Source organism: Arthrobacter sp. YAF34 (assembly GCF_052113245.1).
Taxonomy (GTDB): Bacteria; Actinomycetota; Actinomycetes; order Actinomycetales; family Micrococcaceae; genus Arthrobacter.
Window position 1 is genome coordinate 50,399 of the sequence record NZ_JBFRCV010000017.1, and the last position, 21,378, is coordinate 71,776.

At 69.8% G+C, this 21,378-nt stretch carries 20 protein-coding genes and 1 pseudogene; 16 read left to right on the plus strand and 5 right to left on the minus strand.

From position 1 onward, the window contains the following. The first annotated feature begins 37 nt into the window (after positions 1-37). Both AB4Y72_RS18060 and AB4Y72_RS18065 read left to right on the plus strand, forming a co-directional pair. Positions 38-355 carry a DUF3039 domain-containing protein gene (locus tag AB4Y72_RS18060; protein ID WP_370122952.1) on the plus strand — a complete coding sequence of 106 codons (318 nt, stop codon included), beginning with the start codon at positions 38-40 and terminating at the stop codon, positions 353-355. A gap of 223 nt (positions 356-578) precedes the next feature. After that, on the plus strand, positions 579-2,366 hold the full coding sequence (locus AB4Y72_RS18065) for a DEAD/DEAH box helicase (protein WP_441427513.1): 1,788 nt from the start codon (positions 579-581) through the stop codon (positions 2,364-2,366). 95 nt (positions 2,367-2,461) lie between these two features. Here the strand turns inward: AB4Y72_RS18065 and AB4Y72_RS18070 are convergent, their stop codons facing one another. The 3 genes from AB4Y72_RS18070 to AB4Y72_RS18080 form a co-directional block, all read right to left on the minus strand. Then, on the minus strand, positions 2,462-2,812 hold the full coding sequence (locus tag AB4Y72_RS18070) for a hypothetical protein (protein WP_441427514.1): 351 nt from the start codon (positions 2,810-2,812) through the stop codon (positions 2,462-2,464). Between the two features lie 84 nt (positions 2,813-2,896). Continuing rightward, positions 2,897-3,550, minus strand: coding sequence for an isochorismatase family protein (locus AB4Y72_RS18075; RefSeq protein ID WP_441427515.1), 654 nt, complete (start codon positions 3,548-3,550; stop codon positions 2,897-2,899). Next, entirely contained in the window at positions 3,551-4,879 is a 1,329-nt protein-coding gene (locus tag AB4Y72_RS18080) for a nicotinate phosphoribosyltransferase (protein WP_441427516.1), read from the minus strand. A 154-nt stretch (positions 4,880-5,033) separates the two neighbouring features. Between AB4Y72_RS18080 and clpS the strand changes: the two genes are divergently transcribed. The 6 genes from clpS (at position 5,034) to rdgB (ending at position 9,352) form a co-directional block, all read left to right on the plus strand. Then, complete coding sequence (clpS, locus tag AB4Y72_RS18085; RefSeq protein WP_441427517.1) at positions 5,034-5,399, plus strand: ATP-dependent Clp protease adapter ClpS; 366 nt, start codon at positions 5,034-5,036, stop codon at positions 5,397-5,399. Continuing rightward, positions 5,392-5,958, plus strand: coding sequence for a DUF2017 domain-containing protein (locus tag AB4Y72_RS18090; protein ID WP_441427518.1), 567 nt, complete (start codon positions 5,392-5,394; stop codon positions 5,956-5,958). The genes clpS and AB4Y72_RS18090 overlap by 8 nt, the downstream gene beginning before the upstream one ends. Before the next feature lie 85 nt (positions 5,959-6,043). Then, on the plus strand, positions 6,044-7,081 hold the full coding sequence (gene murI, locus AB4Y72_RS18095) for a glutamate racemase (protein WP_441427519.1): 1,038 nt from the start codon (positions 6,044-6,046) through the stop codon (positions 7,079-7,081). Further along, positions 7,078-7,875: an MBL fold metallo-hydrolase gene (locus AB4Y72_RS18100; protein WP_441427520.1), complete on the plus strand. Its 798-nt coding sequence runs from the start codon at positions 7,078-7,080 to the stop codon at positions 7,873-7,875. The genes murI and AB4Y72_RS18100 overlap by 4 nt, the downstream gene beginning before the upstream one ends. 29 nt (positions 7,876-7,904) lie before the next feature. Continuing rightward, positions 7,905-8,663 (plus strand): ribonuclease PH, encoded by a 759-nt coding sequence (rph, locus tag AB4Y72_RS18105; protein ID WP_441427521.1) that lies wholly within the window; start codon positions 7,905-7,907, stop codon positions 8,661-8,663. After that, positions 8,660-9,352 (plus strand): RdgB/HAM1 family non-canonical purine NTP pyrophosphatase, encoded by a 693-nt coding sequence (gene rdgB / locus AB4Y72_RS18110; RefSeq protein WP_441427522.1) that lies wholly within the window; start codon positions 8,660-8,662, stop codon positions 9,350-9,352. Before rph ends, rdgB begins: the two co-directional genes overlap by 4 nt. A gap of 136 nt (positions 9,353-9,488) precedes the next feature. Here rdgB and AB4Y72_RS18115 read toward each other — a convergent pair whose 3' ends face one another. Next, the gene (locus AB4Y72_RS18115) at positions 9,489-10,256 is read right to left on the minus strand and encodes a VTT domain-containing protein (protein WP_441427534.1); all 768 of its coding nucleotides are present in this window, start codon (positions 10,254-10,256) and stop codon (positions 9,489-9,491) included. A 78-nt stretch (positions 10,257-10,334) separates the two neighbouring features. Here AB4Y72_RS18115 and AB4Y72_RS18120 point away from each other — a divergent pair, with 78 nt between their 5' ends. Together AB4Y72_RS18120 and AB4Y72_RS18125 are read left to right on the plus strand one after the other, a co-directional pair. Beyond that, entirely contained in the window at positions 10,335-11,351 is a 1,017-nt protein-coding gene (locus AB4Y72_RS18120) for an exonuclease domain-containing protein (RefSeq protein ID WP_441427523.1), read from the plus strand. A 123-nt stretch (positions 11,352-11,474) separates the two neighbouring features. Continuing rightward, positions 11,475-12,011: a DUF4395 domain-containing protein gene (locus tag AB4Y72_RS18125; protein WP_441427524.1), complete on the plus strand. Its 537-nt coding sequence runs from the start codon at positions 11,475-11,477 to the stop codon at positions 12,009-12,011. Positions 12,012-12,091: 80 nt separating this feature from the next. On the opposite strand, the gene AB4Y72_RS18130 is transcribed toward AB4Y72_RS18125, so the two are convergent. Continuing rightward, entirely contained in the window at positions 12,092-13,258 is a 1,167-nt protein-coding gene (locus AB4Y72_RS18130; RefSeq protein ID WP_441427525.1) for an ADP-ribosylglycohydrolase family protein, read from the minus strand. A gap of 137 nt (positions 13,259-13,395) precedes the next feature. On the opposite strand from AB4Y72_RS18130, the gene AB4Y72_RS18135 reads away from it, so the two are divergent. The 6 genes and pseudogenes from AB4Y72_RS18135 (at position 13,396) to AB4Y72_RS18160 (ending at position 21,191) form a co-directional block, all read left to right on the plus strand. Next, entirely contained in the window at positions 13,396-13,752 is a 357-nt protein-coding gene (locus tag AB4Y72_RS18135; protein WP_441427526.1) for a YidH family protein, read from the plus strand. Beyond that, positions 13,749-14,090 carry a DUF202 domain-containing protein gene (locus AB4Y72_RS18140; protein ID WP_441427527.1) on the plus strand — a complete coding sequence of 114 codons (342 nt, stop codon included), beginning with the start codon at positions 13,749-13,751 and terminating at the stop codon, positions 14,088-14,090. Before AB4Y72_RS18135 ends, AB4Y72_RS18140 begins: the two co-directional genes overlap by 4 nt. A gap of 228 nt (positions 14,091-14,318) precedes the next feature. Beyond that, entirely contained in the window at positions 14,319-15,299 is a 981-nt protein-coding gene (locus tag AB4Y72_RS18145; RefSeq protein ID WP_441427528.1) for an MIP/aquaporin family protein, read from the plus strand. Positions 15,300-15,371: 72 nt separating this feature from the next. Further along, a pseudogene (locus tag AB4Y72_RS18150) lies at positions 15,372-16,605 on the plus strand (exonuclease SbcCD subunit D). After that, positions 16,602-19,697, plus strand: a complete 3,096-nt coding sequence (locus AB4Y72_RS18155) for an AAA family ATPase (RefSeq protein ID WP_441427529.1) — start codon at positions 16,602-16,604, stop codon at positions 19,695-19,697. Before AB4Y72_RS18150 ends, AB4Y72_RS18155 begins: the two are co-directional and overlap by 4 nt. 96 nt (positions 19,698-19,793) lie before the next feature. After that, positions 19,794-21,191 (plus strand): MFS transporter, encoded by a 1,398-nt coding sequence (locus AB4Y72_RS18160; RefSeq protein WP_441427530.1) that lies wholly within the window; start codon positions 19,794-19,796, stop codon positions 21,189-21,191. The last annotated feature ends 187 nt before the right edge of the window (positions 21,192-21,378 follow it).

A 21,378-nucleotide genomic window follows, 5' to 3' on the forward strand; every position in this document is an offset into this window, starting at 1 on the left:
GTCCGGCGGCGCGCTTCTAACGGCTAAGATGGGTGTCATGACTAGCATGACCGATCCTCTCGAAAACGACCCGATGCGTGAGCTCTCCGGAGCCGGGACGTCAACGGCCACGATCGAGCGCGAGGAACTGCGCCAGGAAGTGGAGCCCGGTGACCGGGAGCGCTTCTCGCACTACGTGCGCAAGGAAAAGATCATGGAATCCGCGCTGACCGGTGAACCCGTGATCGCCCTCTGCGGCAAGGTCTGGACACCGGGCCGTGACCCGCAGAAGTTCCCCGTCTGCCCCGAGTGCAAGGAAGTTTACGAGGGCCTGCGCCCCGGAAACGACGGCGGCAAGGGCTCCGGCGACAAGTAACGTCCAATAACGGCCCGCACGGGATCCGTTAGGCGCTGGCCCGCGGCCTGGCCCGACGGCGCCCGGCGGCACTGCCGCGGTTTGGCGCCTTCATCCTGTTCTTCCGCTTTCCGGTCCATGCTGTCCGGTTTCCGCCTTACGGTCCATCCGAAAAGATTGGTGTTTTTGTGCTTAATTGGGTTTCTCCGTCGGCTGCAGCCATGCGCGGATGGGGGGCGCCCCAGTGACAGAGACACTCTTCGGCGGACCCACGCTTCCCCCTGCCTATCCCGAACGGGCCGCCTGGGGCACCGCCCCGAAACTGCGCGCCTGGCAGCAGGAGGCGCTGGACAGCTACTTCAGCACCCATCCCAAGGATTTCCTCGCCGTCGCCACCCCCGGCGCCGGTAAGACCACCTTCGCGCTGCGGGTGGCCTCCATGCTCATCGAGTCCGGCGTCGTGAACCGCGTGACCATCGTGGCGCCCACCGACCACCTGAAGCGCCAGTGGGCCGACGCCGCCGCCAGAGTCGGCATCGCGATCGACCCGAACTTCAAGAACGCCGACGGCCAGCACGGCCGCGGGTTCATCGGCGTCGCCGTCACGTACGCCCAGGTGGCAAGCAAGCCCATGCTGCACCGGGCCAAGACCGAGGCCGCCCGGACGCTGGTGATCCTGGACGAAATCCACCACGGCGGCGAGGCGCTGTCTTGGGGAGACGGCCTCCGCGAGGCGTTCGACCCCGCGGCCCGCCGGCTGTCCCTGACCGGCACCCCGTTCCGCTCCGATACCTCGCCCATCCCGTTCGTGGAGTATGCGGAGGACCGGGACGGGATCCGGCGCTCCAAGGCCGACTACACCTACGGCTACGGCAAGGCCCTGCGGGACCACGTGGTCCGCCCGGTCATGTTCATGGCCTATTCCGGTCAGATGCGCTGGCGCACCAGCGCCGGCGACGAAATGGCGGCCTCGCTCGGCGAGTCGGCCGTGACCAAGGACATCACCTCGCAGGCCTGGCGCACCGCGCTGAACCCCGCCGGCGAATGGATCCCCGCCGTCCTGGCCGGGGCGGACAAGCGCCTGAGCGAAGTGCGGCGCAGCGTCCCGGACGCCGGCGGCCTGGTCATCGCCACCGACCACGAGGACGCCCGCGCCTACGCCGGCCAGCTGAAGCGGATCACCGGCGAATCGCCCACCGTCATCCTCTCCGACGACGCCAAGGCCTCCAGCAAGATCGAGGAATTCACCGCCAGCGAGAAGCGCTGGATGGTGGCCGTGCGGATGGTGTCCGAAGGCGTGGACGTTCCGCGGCTGTCCGTCGGCGTCTATGCCACCTCGACGTCCACCCCGCTGTTCTTCGCCCAGGCCGTGGGCCGTTTCGTGCGTGCCCGCAAACGCGGTGAGACGGCGTCGGTCTTCCTGCCCTCGGTGCCGCAGCTGATGGCCCTGGCCAACTCCATGGAGGCCGAGCGGGACCATGCCCTGGACCGGCCGGAGAAGGAAGACAGCGACGGCCTTTTCAACCCCGAAGACTCGCTCATGGACGAGGCGAACCGTGAGGAAAAGGCCTCCGACTCGCTCATGAAGGGAAAATTCGAAGCCCTCGACTCCCAGGCGTCCTTCGACCGCGTGCTCTTCGACGGCGGCGAGTTCGGCACCGGCGGCGAGGTGGGCTCCGAAGACGAGCTCGATTTCCTTGGAATCCCCGGACTGCTCGACGCCGAGCAGGTGGGCACCCTGCTGCGCCAGCGCCAGCACGACCAGCTCAACCGCAAGAACAAGCGCGCCCCGCAGGCGGCCACCACCGAGGCGGCGGCCCCGGCCGTGCCCGACCACCGGATGCTCATGGACCTGCGCACGGAACTGGCCAAGAACGTCGCGGCGTGGTCCGCCCGGACCGGGACCCCGCACGGGGTCATCCACACCAAACTCCGCACCGTCTGCGGCGGCCCGGCCGTCGCGCAGGCCAACGAGGAGCAGCTGCAGACCCGTCTGCGGAAGCTGCAGGACTGGTTCATCGGGCGGAAGTAGCCGCAGGCAGGTTCGAAAGACGCGCGCAGCAAAAAATGGGACCAGGGTCATCCTGGTCCCATTTTTTATGCCGCTCTGCTGGTCTTGAGCCGGCTTTATTGGCCGCCGGAGCCGCAGATCTGGCCGTAGGTCTGGCCCGCCTGCGTGTAGCCGGCCTTCATGTTCGCGAGCTTGGCCGTGTCCGGGCTGGGCTTGGCCGACTCGTCAAAGTACTCGATGATGGTCTGCAGCGGAGCCCGGAGGTCGTCGGACGCCGACGCCTTGATGGGCCTCAACTGGTTGGCGACCCGGGTCATGCCGGCCTTGTCGGACGTGGCCGACTGGGCGGAGACCACGGTCTTGACCCGGGCGCAGGTTTCGGCGTTGCTCAGCTGCGGCGAGGCTGAGCAGCCGGCGGCGCCGAGCAGCGCTCCGGCGGCAATGAGAACGGTCAGGGTCTTCTTCATGGTGTACTCCGGGGTTCTACGGGTCTGTCAATATGGCAAGTCTGGCGGTATGGCAAGGATTTCGAGTCTACTGCCGCGGCCGGTTCAAAGGACATCGACGCCGCCCAGCTCCATCTCGGCCACGGCGTCGTCGAGGTCTTCGGCGATTCCGGCCGTGAGGCCGCGCAGCACCGTGACGGAGTAGCCGGCCTGGACGGCATCCAGGGCGGTCGCCTTGACGCAGTAATCGGTGGCGATCCCCACCACCACGATATCCTCGACGTCGTGGCTCTGCAGCCAGTCGTCCAGCCCGATCGCATCCTCGCCGGAAACGGACCCCTCAGAGCTATCGGCGTCTTCGGCGCCGGGGACGGGCATGGCGCCGGGCTTCCGGTCGCCGGTGGGGACGTCGTCGTCGGGGGCCAGGAGGCCTTCGAAGCCGGAATACGCCGCGGCGAACTGGCCTTTGCGGAAGTACGCCTGGATGTACTCCGGATCGAGATCAGGGTGCAGTTCCGCCCCCCGGGTGCGCGCCACGCAGTGCGGCGGCCAGCTCTCCACGAAGTCAGGTTCGTCCGAGAAGTGCGCTCCCGGATCGATGTGCCAGTCCTGGGTGGCCACGATGTGGTCGAACTGGCCATGGTGCGCGTCAACATACTCGCTGATCTCCCCGGCGACGCCGGCCCCGCCGGCGACGGGCAGGGCACCGCCCTCACAGAAATCGTTTTGGACGTCAACGATGATCAGGGCGCGGGACATTTAGTCCTCCTCGTAGATGGTGGGGATGGCAGCTTCGCCGCGCTGCAGCCGGTTCACGACCGCGGGGAGCTCCCTCATGGTCTCCGCATGGCGCCGGCGGGCGCGCTGGACCCCCTCGGGGCCGGTCCACCCGGGCAGGAGCTCGCCGTTCTTGACGAACTGCCGCAGCAGCGGGCGGTCGTTGCCGTCGTCCTCCGGGTGGTGGCCGACGCCCACGATTTCGGCCGTGGCGGTCCCGCGTTCGTTGAGCTTGCGGAGCGCGTACTTGCGGCCTCCCTTGCTGGCCTTGTTCTTGGCGGCCTTGGCGACCGGGGTGAACTCGCCGGCGTCGTCGGTGCGGCTGACGAGCTTGTAGACCATGCTTGCCGTCGGGGCGCCGGAGCCGGTCACCAGGGACGTGCCCACGCCGTAGGAGTCCACCGGTGCGGACTGCAGCGCCGCGATGGCGAATTCGTCGAGGTCGGAGGTCACCACGATTTTGGTGCGGTCATTGCCGAGCTCGTCGAGCAATTGCCGCACCCACTGGGCCTGGGCGACGAGGTCGCCGGAGTCCAGCCGGACCGCGCCCAGCTTGTCCCCGGCGAGGTCGACGGCGGTGCGGACGGCCGATTCGACGTCGTACGTGTCAACCAGCAGCGAAGTCCCCGGCCCGAAGGCGGCAATCTGGGCCTCGAAGGCCTCGCGCTCGGAGTCGTGGAGCAAGGTGAAGGAGTGCGCGGCCGTGCCCACCGTCTTCAGCCCGTAGCGCAATCCGGCCTCCAGGTTCGAGGTGCTGTCGAACCCGGCAATGACCGCTGCCCGGGCTGCCGCAACGGCGGACTCCTCGTGCGTCCGCCGCGACCCCATCTCGATGCACGGGCGGGTTCCGGCCGCGGAGATCATCCGGGAAGCGGCCGAGGCGATCGCGCAGTCGTGGTTGAGCACGGAGAGCAGGTACGTCTCCAGGATGCAGGCCTCGGCGAACGTCGATTCCACGATCAGCACGGGGGAGTTCGGGAAGTACGCTTCACCCTCCGGATACCCCCAGATGTCGCCGGAGAAGCTGTAATCGGCCAGGTACTCCAGGGTCTGGTCGTTCACGACCTTGGTGCGGCGCAGGTAGTCCAGCTCGGGTGCGCCGAAGCGGAAATTCGTGATCCCCTCGAGCAGGCGGCCGGTGCCCGCCACGATCCCGTAGCGGCGCCCGTCCGGCAGCCGCCGTGCGAAGGCCTCAAAGACCGATTTCCGGTGGGCCGCCCCGGACTGCAAAGCCCCCTGCAGCATCGTCAACTCGTAGTGGTCGGTATACAGGGACGTGCGGGGACGGTCCCAGCCAGCGGAGGTACTCACAAATTCACTCTAGTCCCCACCGCCTCCCACGTCTCGCTTCGCTTCGCCGCGGGGCCCTCGCCGGCGTGGGCCCACCCACCGCCTCCCACGTCTCGCTTCGCTTCGCCGCGGGGCCCTCGCCGGCGTGGGCCCAGCATCCCCATAGAATGGACAGATGACCCTCAGCGTTGCCCTCGGCCCGGACACACGGGAGAGCACCCAGACAGGAACAGTGACGTCCACCGACGTCCTGACCGCCCCGGACATCCCCTGGAACCTCGTGATCTGGAACGACCCCGTGAATCTGATGAGCTACGTCAGCTTCGTGTTCCGCAGCTATTTCGGCTACTCGGAGACCAAGGCCAACAAGCTCATGATGGAGGTCCACAAGAAGGGCCGCTCGATTGTGGCGCACGGCAGCAAGGAACAGGTGGAGCAGCACGCCGTGGCCATGCATGGCTACGGCCTGTGGGCCACGGTGGAAAAAGCCACCGGCGGGGACGGAAGCGGTTCCGGCAAAGGCAAAGGCAAACGTGGCTAAGGCATTCAAATACGGACACAAGGGAATCCGGGGCCATCTGGAACCGGCAGAGCGGGAACTGCTGCGCAGCCTGTTCGACGACGTCATCTCCATGCTCGAGCCGGAGGTGCGCGCCAACGAGGACCCGCTGGCTGCCCTCGTGGGCCTGGACACCGAGGCCCGCGAGCCCACGGACCGCGCCCTGCGCCGGCTGCTGCCGAACGTGATGAAGAACGACGACGACGCCTCCCTGGAGTTCCGCCGCTACACCGAGCGGTCGCTGCGCGAAGGCAAGATCGGGGCGCTGAAGGCTGCCGCCCTGAGCCTGGACCGGGAGAACCTCGTGCTGACCCCGGACGACGCCCGGCACTGGGCCACCGCGCTCAACGACGTCCGGCTGGTGCTGGCCGAACGCCTCGACATCCGCGACGACGCCGACGCCGACAACGTCCACCTCATGCAGGACTGGTCCCAGGCCGAGGACGTCGAGAGCTACCTCGCGCTGGTCTATAACTTCACCACCTGGCTGCAGGAGTCTCTGGTCCAGGCCATGGCGCACTCCCTCGACGCCCGCCACTGAGCGCAAGAATGTGACCCATGAGACACGAGTTGCGCGCCACAATGTGATGGCTGCCCCGCAGGCGTTGTCCTATCCTCGAATAATTATGACTTCAGCATCGAGTACGGATCAGGCAGCGGCTGCTGCGGACAGCCCAGCGAGCAGCACCGCCACCGGACCCGGGGGCGCCCAGCCGGCAGCAGAATTGGGATCGCGGCCCATTGGCGTCTTCGATTCCGGCGTCGGCGGCCTCACCGTAGCCCGGTCGATCATCGACCAGCTGCCCAACGAATCCATCCTTTACGTCGGCGACACGGCGCACGGCCCCTACGGCCCCCTGCCCATTGCCGAGGTCCGGGCGAACGCCCTCGGTGTCATGGACGAACTCGTCGATTCCGGCGTGAAGCTGCTGACCATTGCCTGCAACTCCGCCTCGGCCGCCGTGCTGCGCGATGCCCGCGAACGCTACACGGCCCGGTACGGGATTCCCGTGATCGAAGTCATCCAGCCGGCGGTCCGCCGCGCCGTCGCGGCGACCCGCACCGGCCGGGTGGGCGTGATCGGTACCTCGGCCACGGTGGGGTCGCGCGCCTACGAAGACACCTTCGCCGCTGCCCCGGACCTGGAGATCACGTCCGTGGCCTGCCCGGCGTTCGTGCCCTACGTGGAGGCCGGCATCACCACCGGGCCGGAGCTGCTCGCCGTCGCCCGGGACTACCTGGCACCGCTCATCGCCGCGGGCGTGGACACCGTGGTGCTCGGCTGCACCCACTACCCGCTGCTCACCGGCGTCATCTCCTTCGTCATGGGCGAGGACGTCACGCTGGTCTCCAGCGCCGAGGAAACGGCCAAGGACGTCTACCGAGCCCTGGCGTCCCGCGGCCTTGAGCGCACGGACGCCGCGGCCCCCGAGCACAACTTCATCGCCACCGGCGACGCCGCCCAGTTCGAGCACCTCGCCCGGCGCTTCCTTGGCCCCGAGGTCCTCAGCGTCCGCCACGTGGACCACGTCGCGGCGCAGTATCCCACCGGCAGCCTTGCCCGGATCACCCCGGAGATGATCGCCGCCGCCCGGGCCGGCTCGGGCCGGCCGCGGATCTCCAACTTCGTGGGCGGAGCCGCGGGCGGGGGATCCCTGCTGTGAGGCTGACCATCGTGGGCTGCACGGGCTCCTTCCCGGGGCCCGGCTCGCCGGCGTCGTGCTATCTGCTGACCGCCACCGACGGCGAGCGGAGCTGGAAGATCGTCCTGGACCTCGGCAGCGGGGCGCTCGGCGCCATCCAGCGCTACACGGACCTGGAGGACATCGACGCCATCTTCCTGACCCACCTGCACCCGGACCACTGCATGGACCTGTGCGGGCTCCACGTGGCCGTGCGCTGGAAACCGGGCGGCTGGGGACGCGGCCGGATTCCGGTGTGGGGGCCCGCCGCCACCGCCGACCGGATGGCCACCGCCTACGGGCTGGACCTGGACCCCGGGATGCACGAGGAATTCGACTTCAGCAACTGGGCCGAACGCAAGCCCGTCACCATGGGCCCTTTCACGGTCACCCCGTACGCCGTCAACCACCCGGTGGAGGAGGCGTACGCGCTCCGCGTCGAGGTGACCGAACCGGACAAGGATGGCAACCCGGTCACGCGGGTGCTCAGCTATTCGGGGGACACGGACTCCTGCGCGGGCCTGGAGGACGCGGCCCGCGACGCCGACCTCTTCCTCTGCGAAGCGGCCTTCGAGGAGGGCCGCGACGACGGGATCAAGGACGTCCACCTGACCGGCAAGCGGGCCGGAGAAGCCGCTGTCGCCGCCGGCGCGCGGCGGCTGCTGCTGACCCACATCCCGGTCTGGACCTCCCCGACCACCGTCATGGCCGAGGCAAAGGAAGTCTTCGGCAAGGACGTGGCCGTCGCCGTCGCCGGGGTGCACTACACCGTCTAGCACACCCGGTGAGTCGATAAGCTAAAGGCATGACTTCCCAAGCTCCCACTGTCCCCGTCCTCCGCGCCGACGGCCGCACCGCTGACCAGCTGCGGCCGATCAGCATCACCCGCGGCTGGTCCAAGCAGGCCGAAGGATCGGCCCTGATCGAGTTCGGCAACACCCGCGTGCTGTGCACGGCCTCCCTGACGGAGGGCGTGCCGCGCTGGCTCAAGGGCGAGGGCCGCGGCTGGGTCACCGCCGAATACGCCATGCTGCCGCGGGCCACGAACACCCGGTCCGACCGTGAGTCGGTCAAGGGGAAGATCGGCGGCCGCACGCACGAGATCTCCCGGCTGATCGGCCGCTCGCTGCGCTCGATCATCGACACCAAGGCCCTCGGCGAGATCACGATCGTGCTGGACTGCGATGTCCTGCAGGCCGACGGCGGCACCCGCACCGCCGCAATCACCGGCGCCTACGTGGCACTGGCGGACGCCATCCGCTTTGCCCGCGAGAAGAAGATGATCGGCAAGAACGCCGAACCCCTCATCGACACCATCGCCGCGGTGTCCGTCGGCATCATCGACGGGGTGCCCATGCTCGATCTGCCCTACGTCGAGGATGTGCGGGCCGAGACCGACATGAACGTCGTGGTGACCGGATCCGGGAAGTTCGTGGAAGTCCAGGGCACCGCCGAAGGCGCCCCCTTCGACCGCGACGAGCTGAACAAGCTGCTGGACCTGGCGCTGCTGGGCACGGAGCAGCTCGCCGCCATCCAGCGCGACACCCTGGCCGAAGCGCCGTGACGCAGGCGCCGTCCGCGGGAGCGCCCCTTGCCGGCAGCACTGCCGCCGGCAGCCCGGCCCCACGGCTCGTCCTGGCTACCCACAACAAGGGCAAGCTCCGGGAACTCCGGGAGCTGCTGCGCGGCCAGGTGCCCGGGCTCGACGTCGACACCCAAGTGGTGGACGCGGGCGCCGTCGGGGCCCCCGACGTCGCCGAAACCGGCGTGACCTTCGCCGAAAACTCGCTCCTCAAAGCGCGGGCCGTGGCGGAGGCCACCGGGCTCGTGGCGATTGCCGACGACTCCGGACTGTCCGTGGACGTGCTGGGCGGCGCGCCCGGGATCTTCTCGGCACGCTGGGCCGGCCGGCACGGCGACGACGCCGCGAACCTGAACCTGCTCCTGGCGCAACTGGCCGACGTGCCGGACGGGTACCGCGGGGCAGCGTTCGTCTGCGCCGCGGCGCTGGCGGTTCCGGCGTCCCCGGCCGGGGACGGCCGGGAAGTGGTGGAGTACGGTCAGCTGGAAGGGGTGCTCTTGCGCGAACCGCGCGGGGAGGGCGGCTTCGGCTACGACCCCGTCCTGCAGCCCAGCGGGCTGGACCGCAGCTGCGCCGAACTCGAGCCCGCGGAGAAAAACGCCATCAGCCACCGCGGCCACGCGTTCCGGGCGCTGCTGCCGGCCATCGTCGAGGCCCTGGCCCGGACGTAGCGGCCCCGCGCCGGCCCAGCCAGACCTGACACAAAGGAAGGCGCCCCACGCGGTGGGGCGCCTTCCTTGTTTAATGCGTCTGTTGCGCTGTTACGACAGCCCTGTGCTGCCGGGTCCTGCGCTGTGGGGTCCTGCGTTATGGGGTCCGGCGCTCTTCTTCCGGTTCGTGCTCCTCGATGAACTCATCCACGACGTCGGTGCCGTACTTCTCGGCCTGCCGCTTGGCGATCATGCCGCGGACCACTTCGATGGCGATCGGAATCACGGAGAGCAGCACGATGGCGATGAAGATGATGTCCAGGTTGTCCTTGACCCACGGCACCTTGTCGCCCAGCAGGTAGCCGAGCAGGGTGACGCCGCCGCCCCACAGCACCGCGCCGATCACGTTGTAGGTGAAGAACTTGCGCTTGCTCATGCCTGCGACGCCCACGATGACCGGGACGAAGGTGCGGATGATCGGCACGAAACGGGCCAGGATCAGGGCCTTGCCGCCGTGCTTTTCGAAGAAGGCATGGGCATTGTCGACGTTTTCCCGCTTGAACAGCTTGGAATTGGGCTTGTTGAACAGGGCAGGTCCCGCCGTGGACCCGATCAGGTAGCCGACCTGGTTGCCGATGATCGCGGCGACGATGATGAGGGCCGTCAGGACCCAGATGTTGACCTGGATGGTCCCGGTGGCCACGAGCAGCCCGGCCGTGAACAGCATGGAGTCCCCTGGCAGGAAGAAGCCAATCAGCAGTCCGGTCTCGGCAAAGATGATGCCGCACACCAGCAGGACCACCCAGGGCGCGAAGGCCGGATTGGCCAGGAACACCTGCGGGTTGAGCCAGTCAGGCAGTAAGGAGGCCAGCTGGGGCTGCACGGGGCCGGCGCCGCCGAGGGCGGACACGGCGAGGTCGCTCATTGCTATTGGGTTCACCAGTTAAGGGTACTGGACGGCCTCTGTGCGGGACGTCCCGGCGCCGGGCGCTAAAGTTGAGCCGTGGGTTTGGACTTTACGGCGATCGACTTTGAGACCGCGAACGGCTTCCGAGGTTCACCATGCGCCGTTGGCCTGAGCAAAGTCCGCGGCGGCGTCGTCGTCGAGGAGGCCTCCTGGCTCATGCGGCCGCCGGAAAGCCATGACACCTTCGATCACCACAACGTCCGGATCCACGGCATCCGGCCGGACCAGGTGGCCGGCCTGCCGCGCTTCGGCGAACTGTTCCCCGAGATCGGGGCGTTCATTGGCGGTGACGTGCTGGCCGCCCACAACGCGGCGTTCGATCTCGGCGTGATCCGCTCAGGCCTGGAGGTGTCCGGACTGCCCGGTCCCGCCTACGACTACGTGTGCACGGTGATGCTGTCCCGCCGCTGCTACTCCCTGGTGTCCAATTCGCTGCCGTACGCCGCCGAGGAGGCCGGCGTGCCGCTGGTCAACCACCACGATGCGGCCGAGGACGCGCGTGCCTGTGCCGGCATCCTGATCGATATCGCCGGCCGCAACGGGGCCGCGAGCATTGGGGAACTGTATCTGTCTCTGGGGATGGCCGTGTCGCACCAGCCGGCCTTCGACCCCCGGCGCGACCCGTTGTCCAAAGCCACCCTGGCCGCGCTGGAGGCGGTGGCGGGGGGAAGTGCAGCCACGGCGTCGAACCGTTCGTTCAATGCCGGGTGGCCGGAGGAGGGCGCCAACCCTGCACCCAACGCCGCGGCCAGTCCCGACCATCCGCTGTTCGGCCAGACCGTGGTGTTCACTGGCGAACTGGCGATTCCCCGGCCCGAGGCCAAGGTCCGCTCGGCCGAGCTCGGCGCCCGGACCGAAAGCCGTGTCACGGCCCGCACCACCGTGCTGGTGGTGGGCGACGGCTTTGTGGCCGCCGACCTGCGCTCCGGCCGGCTCACCGGCAAGGCGCGCCGCGTGCTGGAACTGCACGAACGCGGGCGGCAGATCGAAGTCCTGTCCGAGGGCGAATTCCTGCAGATGGTCGGCGGGCACGTGGCCGCTACACCGGCGTGACGCCGGCCGGCAGCGCCTGAACCGGCCGGGGTGTGCCCAGCCGGCCCGGAGCGACACCGGTCCGGCAGTCACACTGCGCAACATTCATTCCCGCTTCGGCGCGCCCGCTCGTAGCCTTGACCGATGAGCAAACTGACGCATGCCCAGACGCCCGCCGTGGCGTCCAAGCGCGGCATCGACTGGGGCAAGGTGTTCGCCTTCCCGAACCCCGTGAACGAGTACTCCGCGCGGATCACCGCGGCCCTCGTGGTGCTGCTCTCCCTCGTGACGCTCCTGACCGGCTTCGGCTGGGGGCTGGCGGTCATCGCCGCCGGATTCTGGCTGCGTGTGCTCTTCGGCCCGCGGATTTCGCCCTTCGGCGTGCTCTCGGTCAAGGTCCTGACGCCACTGCTGGGCAAGAAGCGGCTTGTCCCCGGGCCGCCGAAGCGGTTCGCGCAGGGCATCGGCGCCGCCGTGTCAACGGCCGCGGCGCTGCTGCTGGCTGCCGGCCTCGCGCCGGCGGCCTGGATCCTGCTGGCCGTGCTGGTCGTCGCTGCGTCGCTTGAAGCATTCGCCGGGTTCTGCCTCGGCTGCACCATTTTCGGCTTCCTGCAGCGCCGCGGGGTCATCCCCGAGGACGTCTGCGAGGCCTGCAACAACATCTCGCTCCGGCGCGCCTGAGTGCCTGAGTGCCGCTGACCGGCACCCGCTCACCTGGACCCGCTGAATGGGCCCCGCTGACCGGGACGCTGACGGTGGCGCTACGAACCGGTGACGGCGGCCAGCCGCGATGCCATGCCCCGGATGAGCTCCGGCGCCTCCAGCGCGGCAAGCCAGCCCGCCGGCAGGCACTGCTCGCCGTAGTACGCCCCGAGGATGTTCCCCGCGATTGACGCGGTCGAGTCACTGTCGCCGCTGTGGTTCACCGCGACGGCGATGGCCGCGCGGAAGTGGGCCTCGGCGCGCTCCTCAGCGGCCGCCGCGGTCGCTGATTCTGTCCCGGTTCCCGGGACCGTGGCCAGCACGGCGTAGAGCGCGACGGCGAGGGCTTCCTCGGCCACCCATCCCTCGCCGAGTTCGCGGACCAGGTCCTCGGGGCTTAGCGCGTCGCCCGGGCCGGGCGCGTCGCCGGCCAGCCGAAGGGCCGCCTCCAGCCTCGCCACGACGTCCGCGTCCGGGCCTTCGCCCCTGCGCAGGACGCCGCCGCGCAGCTGTCCGAGGGCCGATTCCGCGGCTTCGCGCAGCCCGCGTCCGGTAGCCAGGCCATGGATCACCAGGCTGAACACTCCGGCGCTCTGCCGTGCGGCGGGGTGGCCGTGGGTCAGCGACGCGGCATCGGAGCTGAGCTTGTAGACCGTCTCGGGCTCGAGGTGGGGGATCAGGCCGAACGGCGCCGAACGCATCACGGTGCCGCAGCCCTTCGAATCGGGGTTGACCGGCCGCTGCACGGTCCCCATCTCGCCCGTCGCCAAGCCGCTCAGGCACGCGTTACCGGGCGCCCGGCGGTTCTTCAGGACCTCCTGGCCATCGATCCAGCGCGGCGGCTGGACCGGGGCCGACGCCGGCACGGCGACGCCCTGGGTGCCCAGCCAGCGCAGGTACGCGAGCCACAGGCATGCGTTGATGTCCGCGGACACGCCGTCGTTGGCCCATTCCAGCGCCTCGAGCAGGCCGTCTGTCGTGTACAGCGTCATTTGCGTGTCGTCCGAGAACCGGCTGCCGGCGTCGAGCATGGAAAAATCCTGCAGACCCCCGGGTCCAAAGCGGGCGCGGATAGCGGCAATGTCGTCGAATTCGACGGCGTAGCCGAGCGAGTCGCCGAGCGCACCGCCCAGCAGGCAACCGTGGATCCGCGAGCCGTGGGCCGGAGCGTCTGACGGGCCGGGTGCGTGGGCTGGTGCGGGGGTGGTCCCGGGCTCGTTCGTCATGTCTCAAATTTACCCGGCACCGCGCGCACAGCCCAATGAACGCCGGTAGGGTGCTGGTAGGACCCGCCCGGCTCTGAGGTGCAGCAGCCGCGGTCCGTCCATGAGTCGGGCGAAGCAAGCCAAGTAAAAGGAATCGAATGCGCGAACCAGCGTGGCGGAAGACCGGGAACACGCCCGACTACAGATTCTCCATGGCCAACGAGCGGACATTCCTGGCCTGGATCCGCACGTCCCTGGCCCTGATTGCCGGCGCCTTGGCGATTGACCAGCTGGCCCCGGAGATTGCGCCCAGGCCGGTACGGATCGTGCTGTGCGTGATCCTCGCCTTCCTGGGCGCGGGCCTGGCAGCCCTGTCCTACCACCGGTGGGGACTCATGGAGGCGGCCATGCGGAACAACCGGGAGCTGCCGTTCTCCGGAGTGATGCTCGTGATGACGATCGGCGTCGCGGCGGCAGCCCTCGTGTTCGCCGTCCTGCTCCTGGTGGCGCGGTGAGCCCCGAGGCGGCGCGGGATCCCGGGCTGCAGCCCGAACGGACCTCCCTGGCCTGGCGCCGGACCCTGCTGGCCCTCATCGTGGCGGATCTGCTGATCTGGCGCAGCTGGGCGCTCGCGGCATCCCGGGGCGGCGCTCCGGGTCCCGTCGATTACCTCGGGGTCTGCGCGCTCGCCGCCATGGCGGCGACCGTCGTCCTGGGCGTGTGCGTACTGGTCCGCGGGCGGGAACTGCGGCGGTCCTCCGCGCCGCCGCCGGCAACGCTGCTTCGCTGGGCCGCCGCCGCCGTCGTGGCCCTTGCCTCCAGCGCCGTCGCCGCGGTTGCACTGGGGCACTGACCCCGGGCCTGCCTGCTCCTTCGGCCCGGCCGCCGGCCGCCGCCCGCCTGCCGCCCGCCGCCCGTGGAGCCGCAATCCAGCGAACATCCAGACTGCGCTGGCAGACTGCTCGCGGAGCTATCCTCCGGGCAGGCCAACGCCGCACCCGGACCACCACCCGGCGGCCGCCCAGCGACGGTGCAACTCAAGCCCCTGGGCGCGCCGCCACCAGCAAAGGACCTTCTGACTATGACCCTGCTTGTGCCAGCCCCCGAGACCGTGGGCGTCCAGCCAGCCGGCACCGATCCAGCCCGGCCCGGACTCGTGGCCCGGCTGGCCGCCGAGGCCTTTGGAACCCTGATCGTCGTGGTGGCAGGCCTGGGCGTGCTGCTGTTCACAATCCCGCAGTCGAACCCGCTGCCCGCAGCCCTGGCCGCGGGCCTGGCTCTGACCGCGGCCATGCTCGCCGTCGGCTACATCTCGGGCGGCCACATCAACCCGGCCGTCACCGTGGGCAATGCCATCGCCGGGCGGATCCGGCTCGCCCACGCCGCAGCCTACCTCGGCGCGCAGCTCGTGGGCGCCGTGCTCGGCGCCGTCGCCCTGTTCGGCGTCCTGCGCACCGTGCCGAAAATCGATGACTCCCAGGCCGCGTTCGCGACGGTTACCGCCGGATTCGGCGAGCACTCGATCATCCAGGTCCCCATGGCCGGCGTCCTGCTCGTGGAGGTGCTCGGTACGGCCCTGCTCGTGGCCGTCTTCCTCGCCACGACAGCCAGCCGGAACCCGGCCAGGGCGGCCGCCCCCTTCGCGGTGGGCCTGACGACGGCGATGCTCCTGCAGCTGGGGCAGGCCGTCGGCAACGTTCCGTTCAACCCGGCCCGGGCCACGGCATCGGCCATCTTCAGCGGTCCGGACGCGCTGGGACAGCTGTGGCTGTTCTGGGTGGCGCCGGTGGTGGGTGCGGCCATCGCCGGGCTCGTTTTCCGCGGCTTCGCCCAGTCGCACGCGCAGCCGGCTGCGGGGCCGGACGCGGCAGAGCTGGACGAGTCAGCGCTGGACGAGGCAGAGTTGGACGAGTCAGCGCCGGACGAGTCAGAGCCGGCTGCGAAGCCCGCCGCCGCTGAGCCCGCCGGGGTCGCCGCACGGGTTGTTGCGAATGGGGACGAAGACACGGCCCCGGCCGACGACGAGGCGCGCAGTTTCTTCGACCGCAAGGGCGGCAAGTAAGCACCCGTAACCACCGTCACCCTAACGGGGTGGTGGCACAAGAGTGTCAGTGCCAGCCGATACCGTAGGAATATGCGGTTATTGCACACTTCCGACTGGCACCTGGGCCGTTCCTTCCACGGCGTCGGCATGCTGGACGCCCAGCGCGACTTCATTGACCAGCTCGTGACGACGGTCAGGGACGAGGCCGTCGACGTCGTGCTCATCGCCGGAGACGTGTATGACCGCGCGCTCCCGGGGGGTCGACGTCGTCGGACTGTTCGATGACGCCCTGGTGCGCCTCACGGGGGCCGGTGCCCAGGTTGTCCTGACAAGCGGCAACCACGACTCAGCCATCCGGCTGGGGTTTGCCTCGCGGCTGCTCGAGCGCGGGGGAGTGCACCTGCGCACCCGGCTGGACGAACTGGACCAGCCGGTGCTCTTTCCGCTTCGGGACAGCACCTCCGGCGCCGCGGGAACTGCCGCCGCCGCGGACCCGCCCGGGGACGAGCTTGGGGACGAGGCCGGCCCCGTGCTGGCCATCTACGGCATCCCGTGGCTCGAGCCCCGGCTCGTCGCCGAGCAACTGGGCGTCGGGACCGCGAGCCACTTCGAGGTCACGCGCGCTGCCACCGGACGGATCCGCGAAGACCTGGTCCGCCGTGGCGCGGCCCGGACCGTCCACTCGGTGGTCCTGGCCCACACCTTCGCGTCCGGAGGCATCAGTTCCGACAGCGAACGGGACCTCAGTATCGGGGGCGTCGGAGCGGTCCCGGTGGATCTCTTCGACGGCTTTGGCTACACCGCACTGGGCCACCTGCACGGTCGGCAGGCGCTCTCGCCGGAGGTGCGCTATTCCGGCTCGCCACTGGCCTACTCCTTCTCCGAAGCGAAACACAGGAAGGGCGGCTGGCTCGTGGACGTCGATGCCGCCGGGATCGGCGAGGTCCACGAAGTCCTCTGGGACGCGCCCCGCACCCTCGCCGTGCTGCGCGGAAAGCTGGAAGACCTGCTGGCATCGGAGGACTTCGCGTGGGCCGAGGGCGCCTATTGCCAGATCACACTGACGGACGCCGCGCGCCCGGCCCAGGCCATGGACCGGCTGCGGGCGCGATTCCCCGACACCCTGGTGCTCGGCTTCGATCCCGAGGGCGCCGGCGCGGCGCCGAAGGCCAGCTACAGCAGCCGGCTCGCCGAAGCCGACGACGACCTCTCCGTCTGCTGCGGATTCCTTGAACACGTGCGGGGCCGGCCCGCTTCTGACGCCGAATCAGAGGTCCTCGCCGAGGCCCTCGAAGCCGTGCGCCTGGAAGGGGTATCCCAGTGAAGATCCACCGGCTCGAGATTTCCGCCTTCGGCCCGTTTGCCGGCACGGAGCGGATCGACTTCGACCGCCTCAGCGCACACGGGCTGTTCCTGCTGAACGGCGCCACCGGGGCGGGGAAGACCAGCGTCCTGGACGCCATCTGTTTCGCCCTGTACGGATCGGTGCCCGGGGCCCGGCAGGATGGCAAGCGGCTGCGCAGCGACCACGCGGAAGCAGCCGCCGAGCCGCGGGTCACCTGCGAGTTCTCCGCCAAGGGCCGTCACTTCGAAGTTTCCCGCTCGCCGGCCTGGGACAAGCCCAGCACCCGGGGCAAGAACGGCTTCACGCTCCAGCAGGCCAACACGCTGCTGCGCGAACGCATCGACGGCGCCTGGGTGGAGAAATCCGGCCGGAATGACGAGGCCGGGGCCGAAATCACCGACGTCCTGGGCATGAACCGGGACCAGTTCACGCGCGTGGTCATGCTGCCGCAGGGCGACTTCGCGGCGTTCCTGCGCTCCAAGGCAGCCGACCGCCTGGAGCTGCTGCAGAGCCTGTTCGGCACCCAGCGATTTGAAGCCGTGGAACAGGAACTGACCCGCCAGGCCCAGGCCGCTAAGGCGGAGGTGGCCGCCCTCAATGGCAGGCTTGAGCTGCTGGTGGCCCAGGCCGCGTCCGAGACCGCGGCGCTCGAACTCGACGCCGCGGACGCCCCGGGCAGCGACGCACCCGATGCCCTCTTGGCCTGGCTTGGCGACGCCGCGGCAGCCGCCGCGCAGGAACGCCAAGCGGCAGCCACGGAAGCCCAACGGCAGGCCGGCGAACAGGCCTCCCGGCTCGAAGCCGCCAACGCGCGGGCAGCCCGCCACGCCAAACTGGCCGCGGCTGAACTGCGCCGGATCGACGCAGACGCCGCCGCGCCGGTCCTGGCGGAAAAGGCCGTCACGCTGGGTCTGCACCGGAAAGCCGAAGTGCTCGGCGGCCAGTTGCGGGCCCTCGAAAGTGCCGCCGCCGCCGAGGGGTTGGCGCGGACGGCCCTGCTGGAGTCCGCACGTCAGCTGCGGTCCGCGGCCGTCATGGACCCCGAACTGGCCGGGCTGGAACTCACCGACGCAGACGCTGGCGGTGCTGGCAGTGCAGGCGGGGCAGCTGCTGAGTCCGGCGGCGCCCCGTTCGACAGCGCAGCCCTCAGGGCCGCCCTCGAAAGGCTGCGGTCCCTGCGTGCCGTGCTCACCGAACGTCTGCCCGATGAATCACGGCTCGACGCGCTCCTGGACCGCGGCACCCGGCTGCGCCTGCAGCTGGAAAAGCTGGAAACCGGGCAGCGGACCGGCGCCGCAGCCCTGGATGCCCTGCGCTCTGAATCGGCGGCCCTGTCCGCCGGAATCCGCCCCCTCGAGGAGCTCGCCGCGGAAGTCCAGCTGCGCACCAAGGAGGCCACGGCGGCAGACGAACTCGTCGCCATCGTCGGCCGCTACCTCGCCGCCGAGGCCACGTGCTCGGCGATTGCGGAACGTCACGCCGCGGCCCGGCAGGAACACCAGGACTTGAGGCAGCACTGGCTCGACCTCCGCGAACAACGGCTCACCAACGCCGCAGCCGAGCTCGCCGCACACCTCCTCGCCGGAGTTCCGTGCCCCGTCTGCGGCAGCCCGGACCATCCGGAGCCGGCCCCGGCAGCGGATTCCGCTCTGGCGGTCGCAGAGGCCGAGAAGACAGCGCAGGAAGCCAGCGACACGGCGGAAGCGGCGCTCGCCGTCCTCGGACGCGACCTCGCCGAGGCCCGGCAGGACGTCGCCGTGCTGGCGGCGCAGGGCGGCAACACACCTGGTGAAGAAGCCCGCGCCGACGCAGCCCTGGCCCGGGAACGGGCGGACGACGCCGGACGCGCGGCATCAGAGCTAGCCGCGAGCCGGGCCCGGATGGCAGCCGTTGAGGAAGCCATCACCGCCGCCGAGCGGGCGCAGGCCGAAGCCGCCGCCGGTATTGCCCAGACGCAATCGACCATCGCCGAAGTCGAGGAACAGGCGGAGGGCCTCGAGGGCGCCCTGGCCACGCTTCGGGCAAGCCACTCGAGCCTCGATGAACGGATCGCGGCCCTCGCCGGAACGGCCGCGGTCCTGGAGCGGGCCGACGCCGCACAGTCCGCTATGGAGCAGGCGGGTGTCCGCACGGCGGAGGCACGCCAGCAGTTGGAACACGCACTTCCGGCGGCGGGTTTTGCCAGCGAAACGGCGGCGCGGGCAGCACTGCTGCCGGCGCCGGAGGCCAACAGTCTTGAAGCCGCCATCCGGGCGGGCCAGGACGAGGCCGCCAGGATCCAGGAACTGTTCGCCGGGGAGGAACTCACCCTGGCAGCCGCCGAACGTGCATCCGGGGACCTCGTCAGCGATGCCGCCCTCGAACAACTCCGGACGGAGTCCGCCGCAGCGGAACGCACGGCACGGGACGCTGTCCTCGCGGCCGGGCTGGCGGAAAACTCCGTCCGCAGCCTCGGACGCATCGCCGGCGACTACGCAGACCTCGCTGCCGCCGGCCGCGGACCGCGGGAACGGGCGGCGATGCTCGCCTCGGTAGCCGACTCGGCCAGGGGCGGGGGAGACAACACCTACCGCATGAGCCTGAACAGTTATGTCCTCGCTGCCCGGCTTGAGCAGGTGGCCGTCGCCGCTTCGGAACGCCTGATCGGCATGAGCGACGGCCGCTACACCCTGCAACACACGGACGCCAAGGCTGCCCGCGGCGCCAAGTCAGGTCTTGGCCTGGAAGTGGTCGATGAGTGGACCGGCCAGCGCCGCGATACCTCCACCCTCTCCGGCGGCGAGTCCTTCATGGCCTCACTGGCGCTGGCCCTCGGCCTGGCGGACGTCGTGCAGCACGAGTCAGGTGGCGTGGACATCGAGACGCTTTTTGTGGACGAGGGCTTCGGCAGCCTCGACGACCAGGCGCTGGAGCAAGTGATGGACGCCCTCGAAAGCCTCCGGGACGGCGGCCGGGTCGTGGGACTCGTGAGCCATGTGGCGGAGATGAAGCAGCGCATCGGCACCCAGCTCCAGGTGGTCAAGGGCCGCAACGGCTCCACCTTGCACATCAGCGACGACGCACCCGTCTGAACCATCTACCATTCGGAGCCGGTATCATTGATCTGTTACCGGGTCGCGCGCATCGGGAGGAGGGACGATGCGCACTACTGAGCGAACCCGGAAACCATGAACCCTTCACCGTCTCCAGCGGCGTCCCCTCTTGACGTCCCACTTTCGACCGGCACACTGCCGGCGCCCGCCAAGGGCGGCCGTTTTGCGCGGCTGCCGCTGCTCGCCGGCCGCAGTTTCATCCCGCTGGGGCTCTTCGCCCGCCTGCCGCTGGCCATGCTCACTGTCGGAGCCCTCACCCTCGTCACCGCCGTCACGGGTTCCTATGCGGTAGGCGGCGCCGCGGCCGGTGCCGTCGGCATCGGTTCCGCGCTGGGTGCACCGGTCCTTGGCGTGCTCGCGGACCGGTTCGGCCAGCGCGGCGTCCTGCTCGTGTCCGCAATCGCCAACACCGTGGCTATCGTTGCCCTGATCCTTGCGGCCTACGCCATCTCCGGAGTGCAGGACCTCGCCGTCGCTGCCCCCGTGCTGGCCGCGGCCTTCGTGGCCGGGGCCAGCTGCCCGCAGGTCGGACCGCTGGCCCGGGTCCGCTGGATGGCCCTGACATCCCGGACCGACGGCGCATGCCAGGCCGCACACCCCGCCGACCTCGACACCGCCCTGTCCTACGAGAGCACGGCCGACGAACTGACCTTCGTGCTGGGCCCCGCCCTCGTCGGCATCCTCGCGAGCCTGCTCGCGCCGTGGCTTCCGCTGGCCCTCGCCGCGGCCCTGACTCTCGTGCTCGTGCCTGCCTTCGCCGTCCACCCCACGCAACACGCGGTGGTCCGCGCCCCGCGGCGTACTGCGCCGGCGTCGGTTGGGGGTTCGGCTGGAGGCTCGGCCGCACGCCCGGCGGGGGAACGGCACCCGGACCCGGCCGCGACGTCCCAGCGCGTCGGGACCCTGACCGCCATCGCCCTTCCCGTGCTGGCGATGGTCTGCATGGGCACGTTCTTCGGCTCGACCCAGACTTCCCTGAGTTCCTTTTCGGCCAGCTTCGCCACGTCCGAGCTCGCTGGCCTGCTCTATGCCGTCATGGGGCTGAGCTCCGCGGCGGCGGCCCTGTCGGTTGCGTACTGGCCCCGGCGCTTGACGGTGAACGCCCGGTGGATTGCGTGCGCGGCCCTCATGGCAGGCCTGGCCCCGCTGCTGTTGCTGCCCTCAACGGCGCTGCCCATGGTCCTCGTGCTCTTGGTCCTGGGCCTGCCTGTCGGCCCGCTGATGGTCACGGTATTCGCCCTCGGCGGCGTTGTGGCGCCGGCCGGAAAGCTCGGCACGGTCATGACGGCGCTGGCCAGCGGCATCGTGGCAGGTACCGCGCTCGGATCCTCCATCGCCGGACAGCTCGCCCAGAACTTCGGGTATTCAACCGCGTTCCTGGTCCCCGTGGGCGCCGCCACGGCGCTGTTCCTGCTGGGCGCGGCAGCCGCCGTCGTGCTCCGGCAGCGCGGGAACAAGACGCCAACCGCCTAACTCCCAACTAACTAGCAGCAGGGGCCGTATTGAGCGCTTGTCATGTCTCATGACCTCGTAGACACTTCATGTCTCATGAGTTCGTGGACAGTTGATGTCTCATGACTTCGTAGACAGTTGGTGCGGGGGCGTTGTTCGGATGTCTGTTCTGCGTGGATAGCTGGTCCGTTTACTGCGGGCTCCGGCG

Excerpts from the sequence above, each read along its gene's own strand:
- AB4Y72_RS18060 (WP_370122952.1), top strand. The coding sequence starts at position 38 with ATGACTAGCATGACCGATCCTCTCGAAAACGACCCGATGCGTGAGCTC.
- AB4Y72_RS18070 (WP_441427514.1), bottom strand. The coding sequence starts at position 2,812 with ATGAAGAAGACCCTGACCGTTCTCATTGCCGCCGGAGCGCTGCTCGGC.
- AB4Y72_RS18075 (WP_441427515.1), bottom strand. The coding sequence starts at position 3,550 with ATGTCCCGCGCCCTGATCATCGTTGACGTCCAAAACGATTTCTGTGAG.
- clpS (WP_441427517.1), top strand. The coding sequence starts at position 5,034 with ATGACCCTCAGCGTTGCCCTCGGCCCGGACACACGGGAGAGCACCCAG.
- murI (WP_441427519.1), top strand. The coding sequence starts at position 6,044 with ATGACTTCAGCATCGAGTACGGATCAGGCAGCGGCTGCTGCGGACAGC.
- rph (WP_441427521.1), top strand. The coding sequence starts at position 7,905 with ATGACTTCCCAAGCTCCCACTGTCCCCGTCCTCCGCGCCGACGGCCGC.
- AB4Y72_RS18115 (WP_441427534.1), bottom strand. The coding sequence starts at position 10,256 with ATGAGCGACCTCGCCGTGTCCGCCCTCGGCGGCGCCGGCCCCGTGCAG.
- AB4Y72_RS18125 (WP_441427524.1), top strand. The coding sequence starts at position 11,475 with ATGAGCAAACTGACGCATGCCCAGACGCCCGCCGTGGCGTCCAAGCGC.
- AB4Y72_RS18130 (WP_441427525.1), bottom strand. The coding sequence starts at position 13,258 with ATGACGAACGAGCCCGGGACCACCCCCGCACCAGCCCACGCACCCGGC.
- AB4Y72_RS18135 (WP_441427526.1), top strand. The coding sequence starts at position 13,396 with ATGCGCGAACCAGCGTGGCGGAAGACCGGGAACACGCCCGACTACAGA.
- AB4Y72_RS18145 (WP_441427528.1), top strand. The coding sequence starts at position 14,319 with ATGACCCTGCTTGTGCCAGCCCCCGAGACCGTGGGCGTCCAGCCAGCC.
- AB4Y72_RS18160 (WP_441427530.1), top strand. The coding sequence starts at position 19,794 with ATGAACCCTTCACCGTCTCCAGCGGCGTCCCCTCTTGACGTCCCACTT.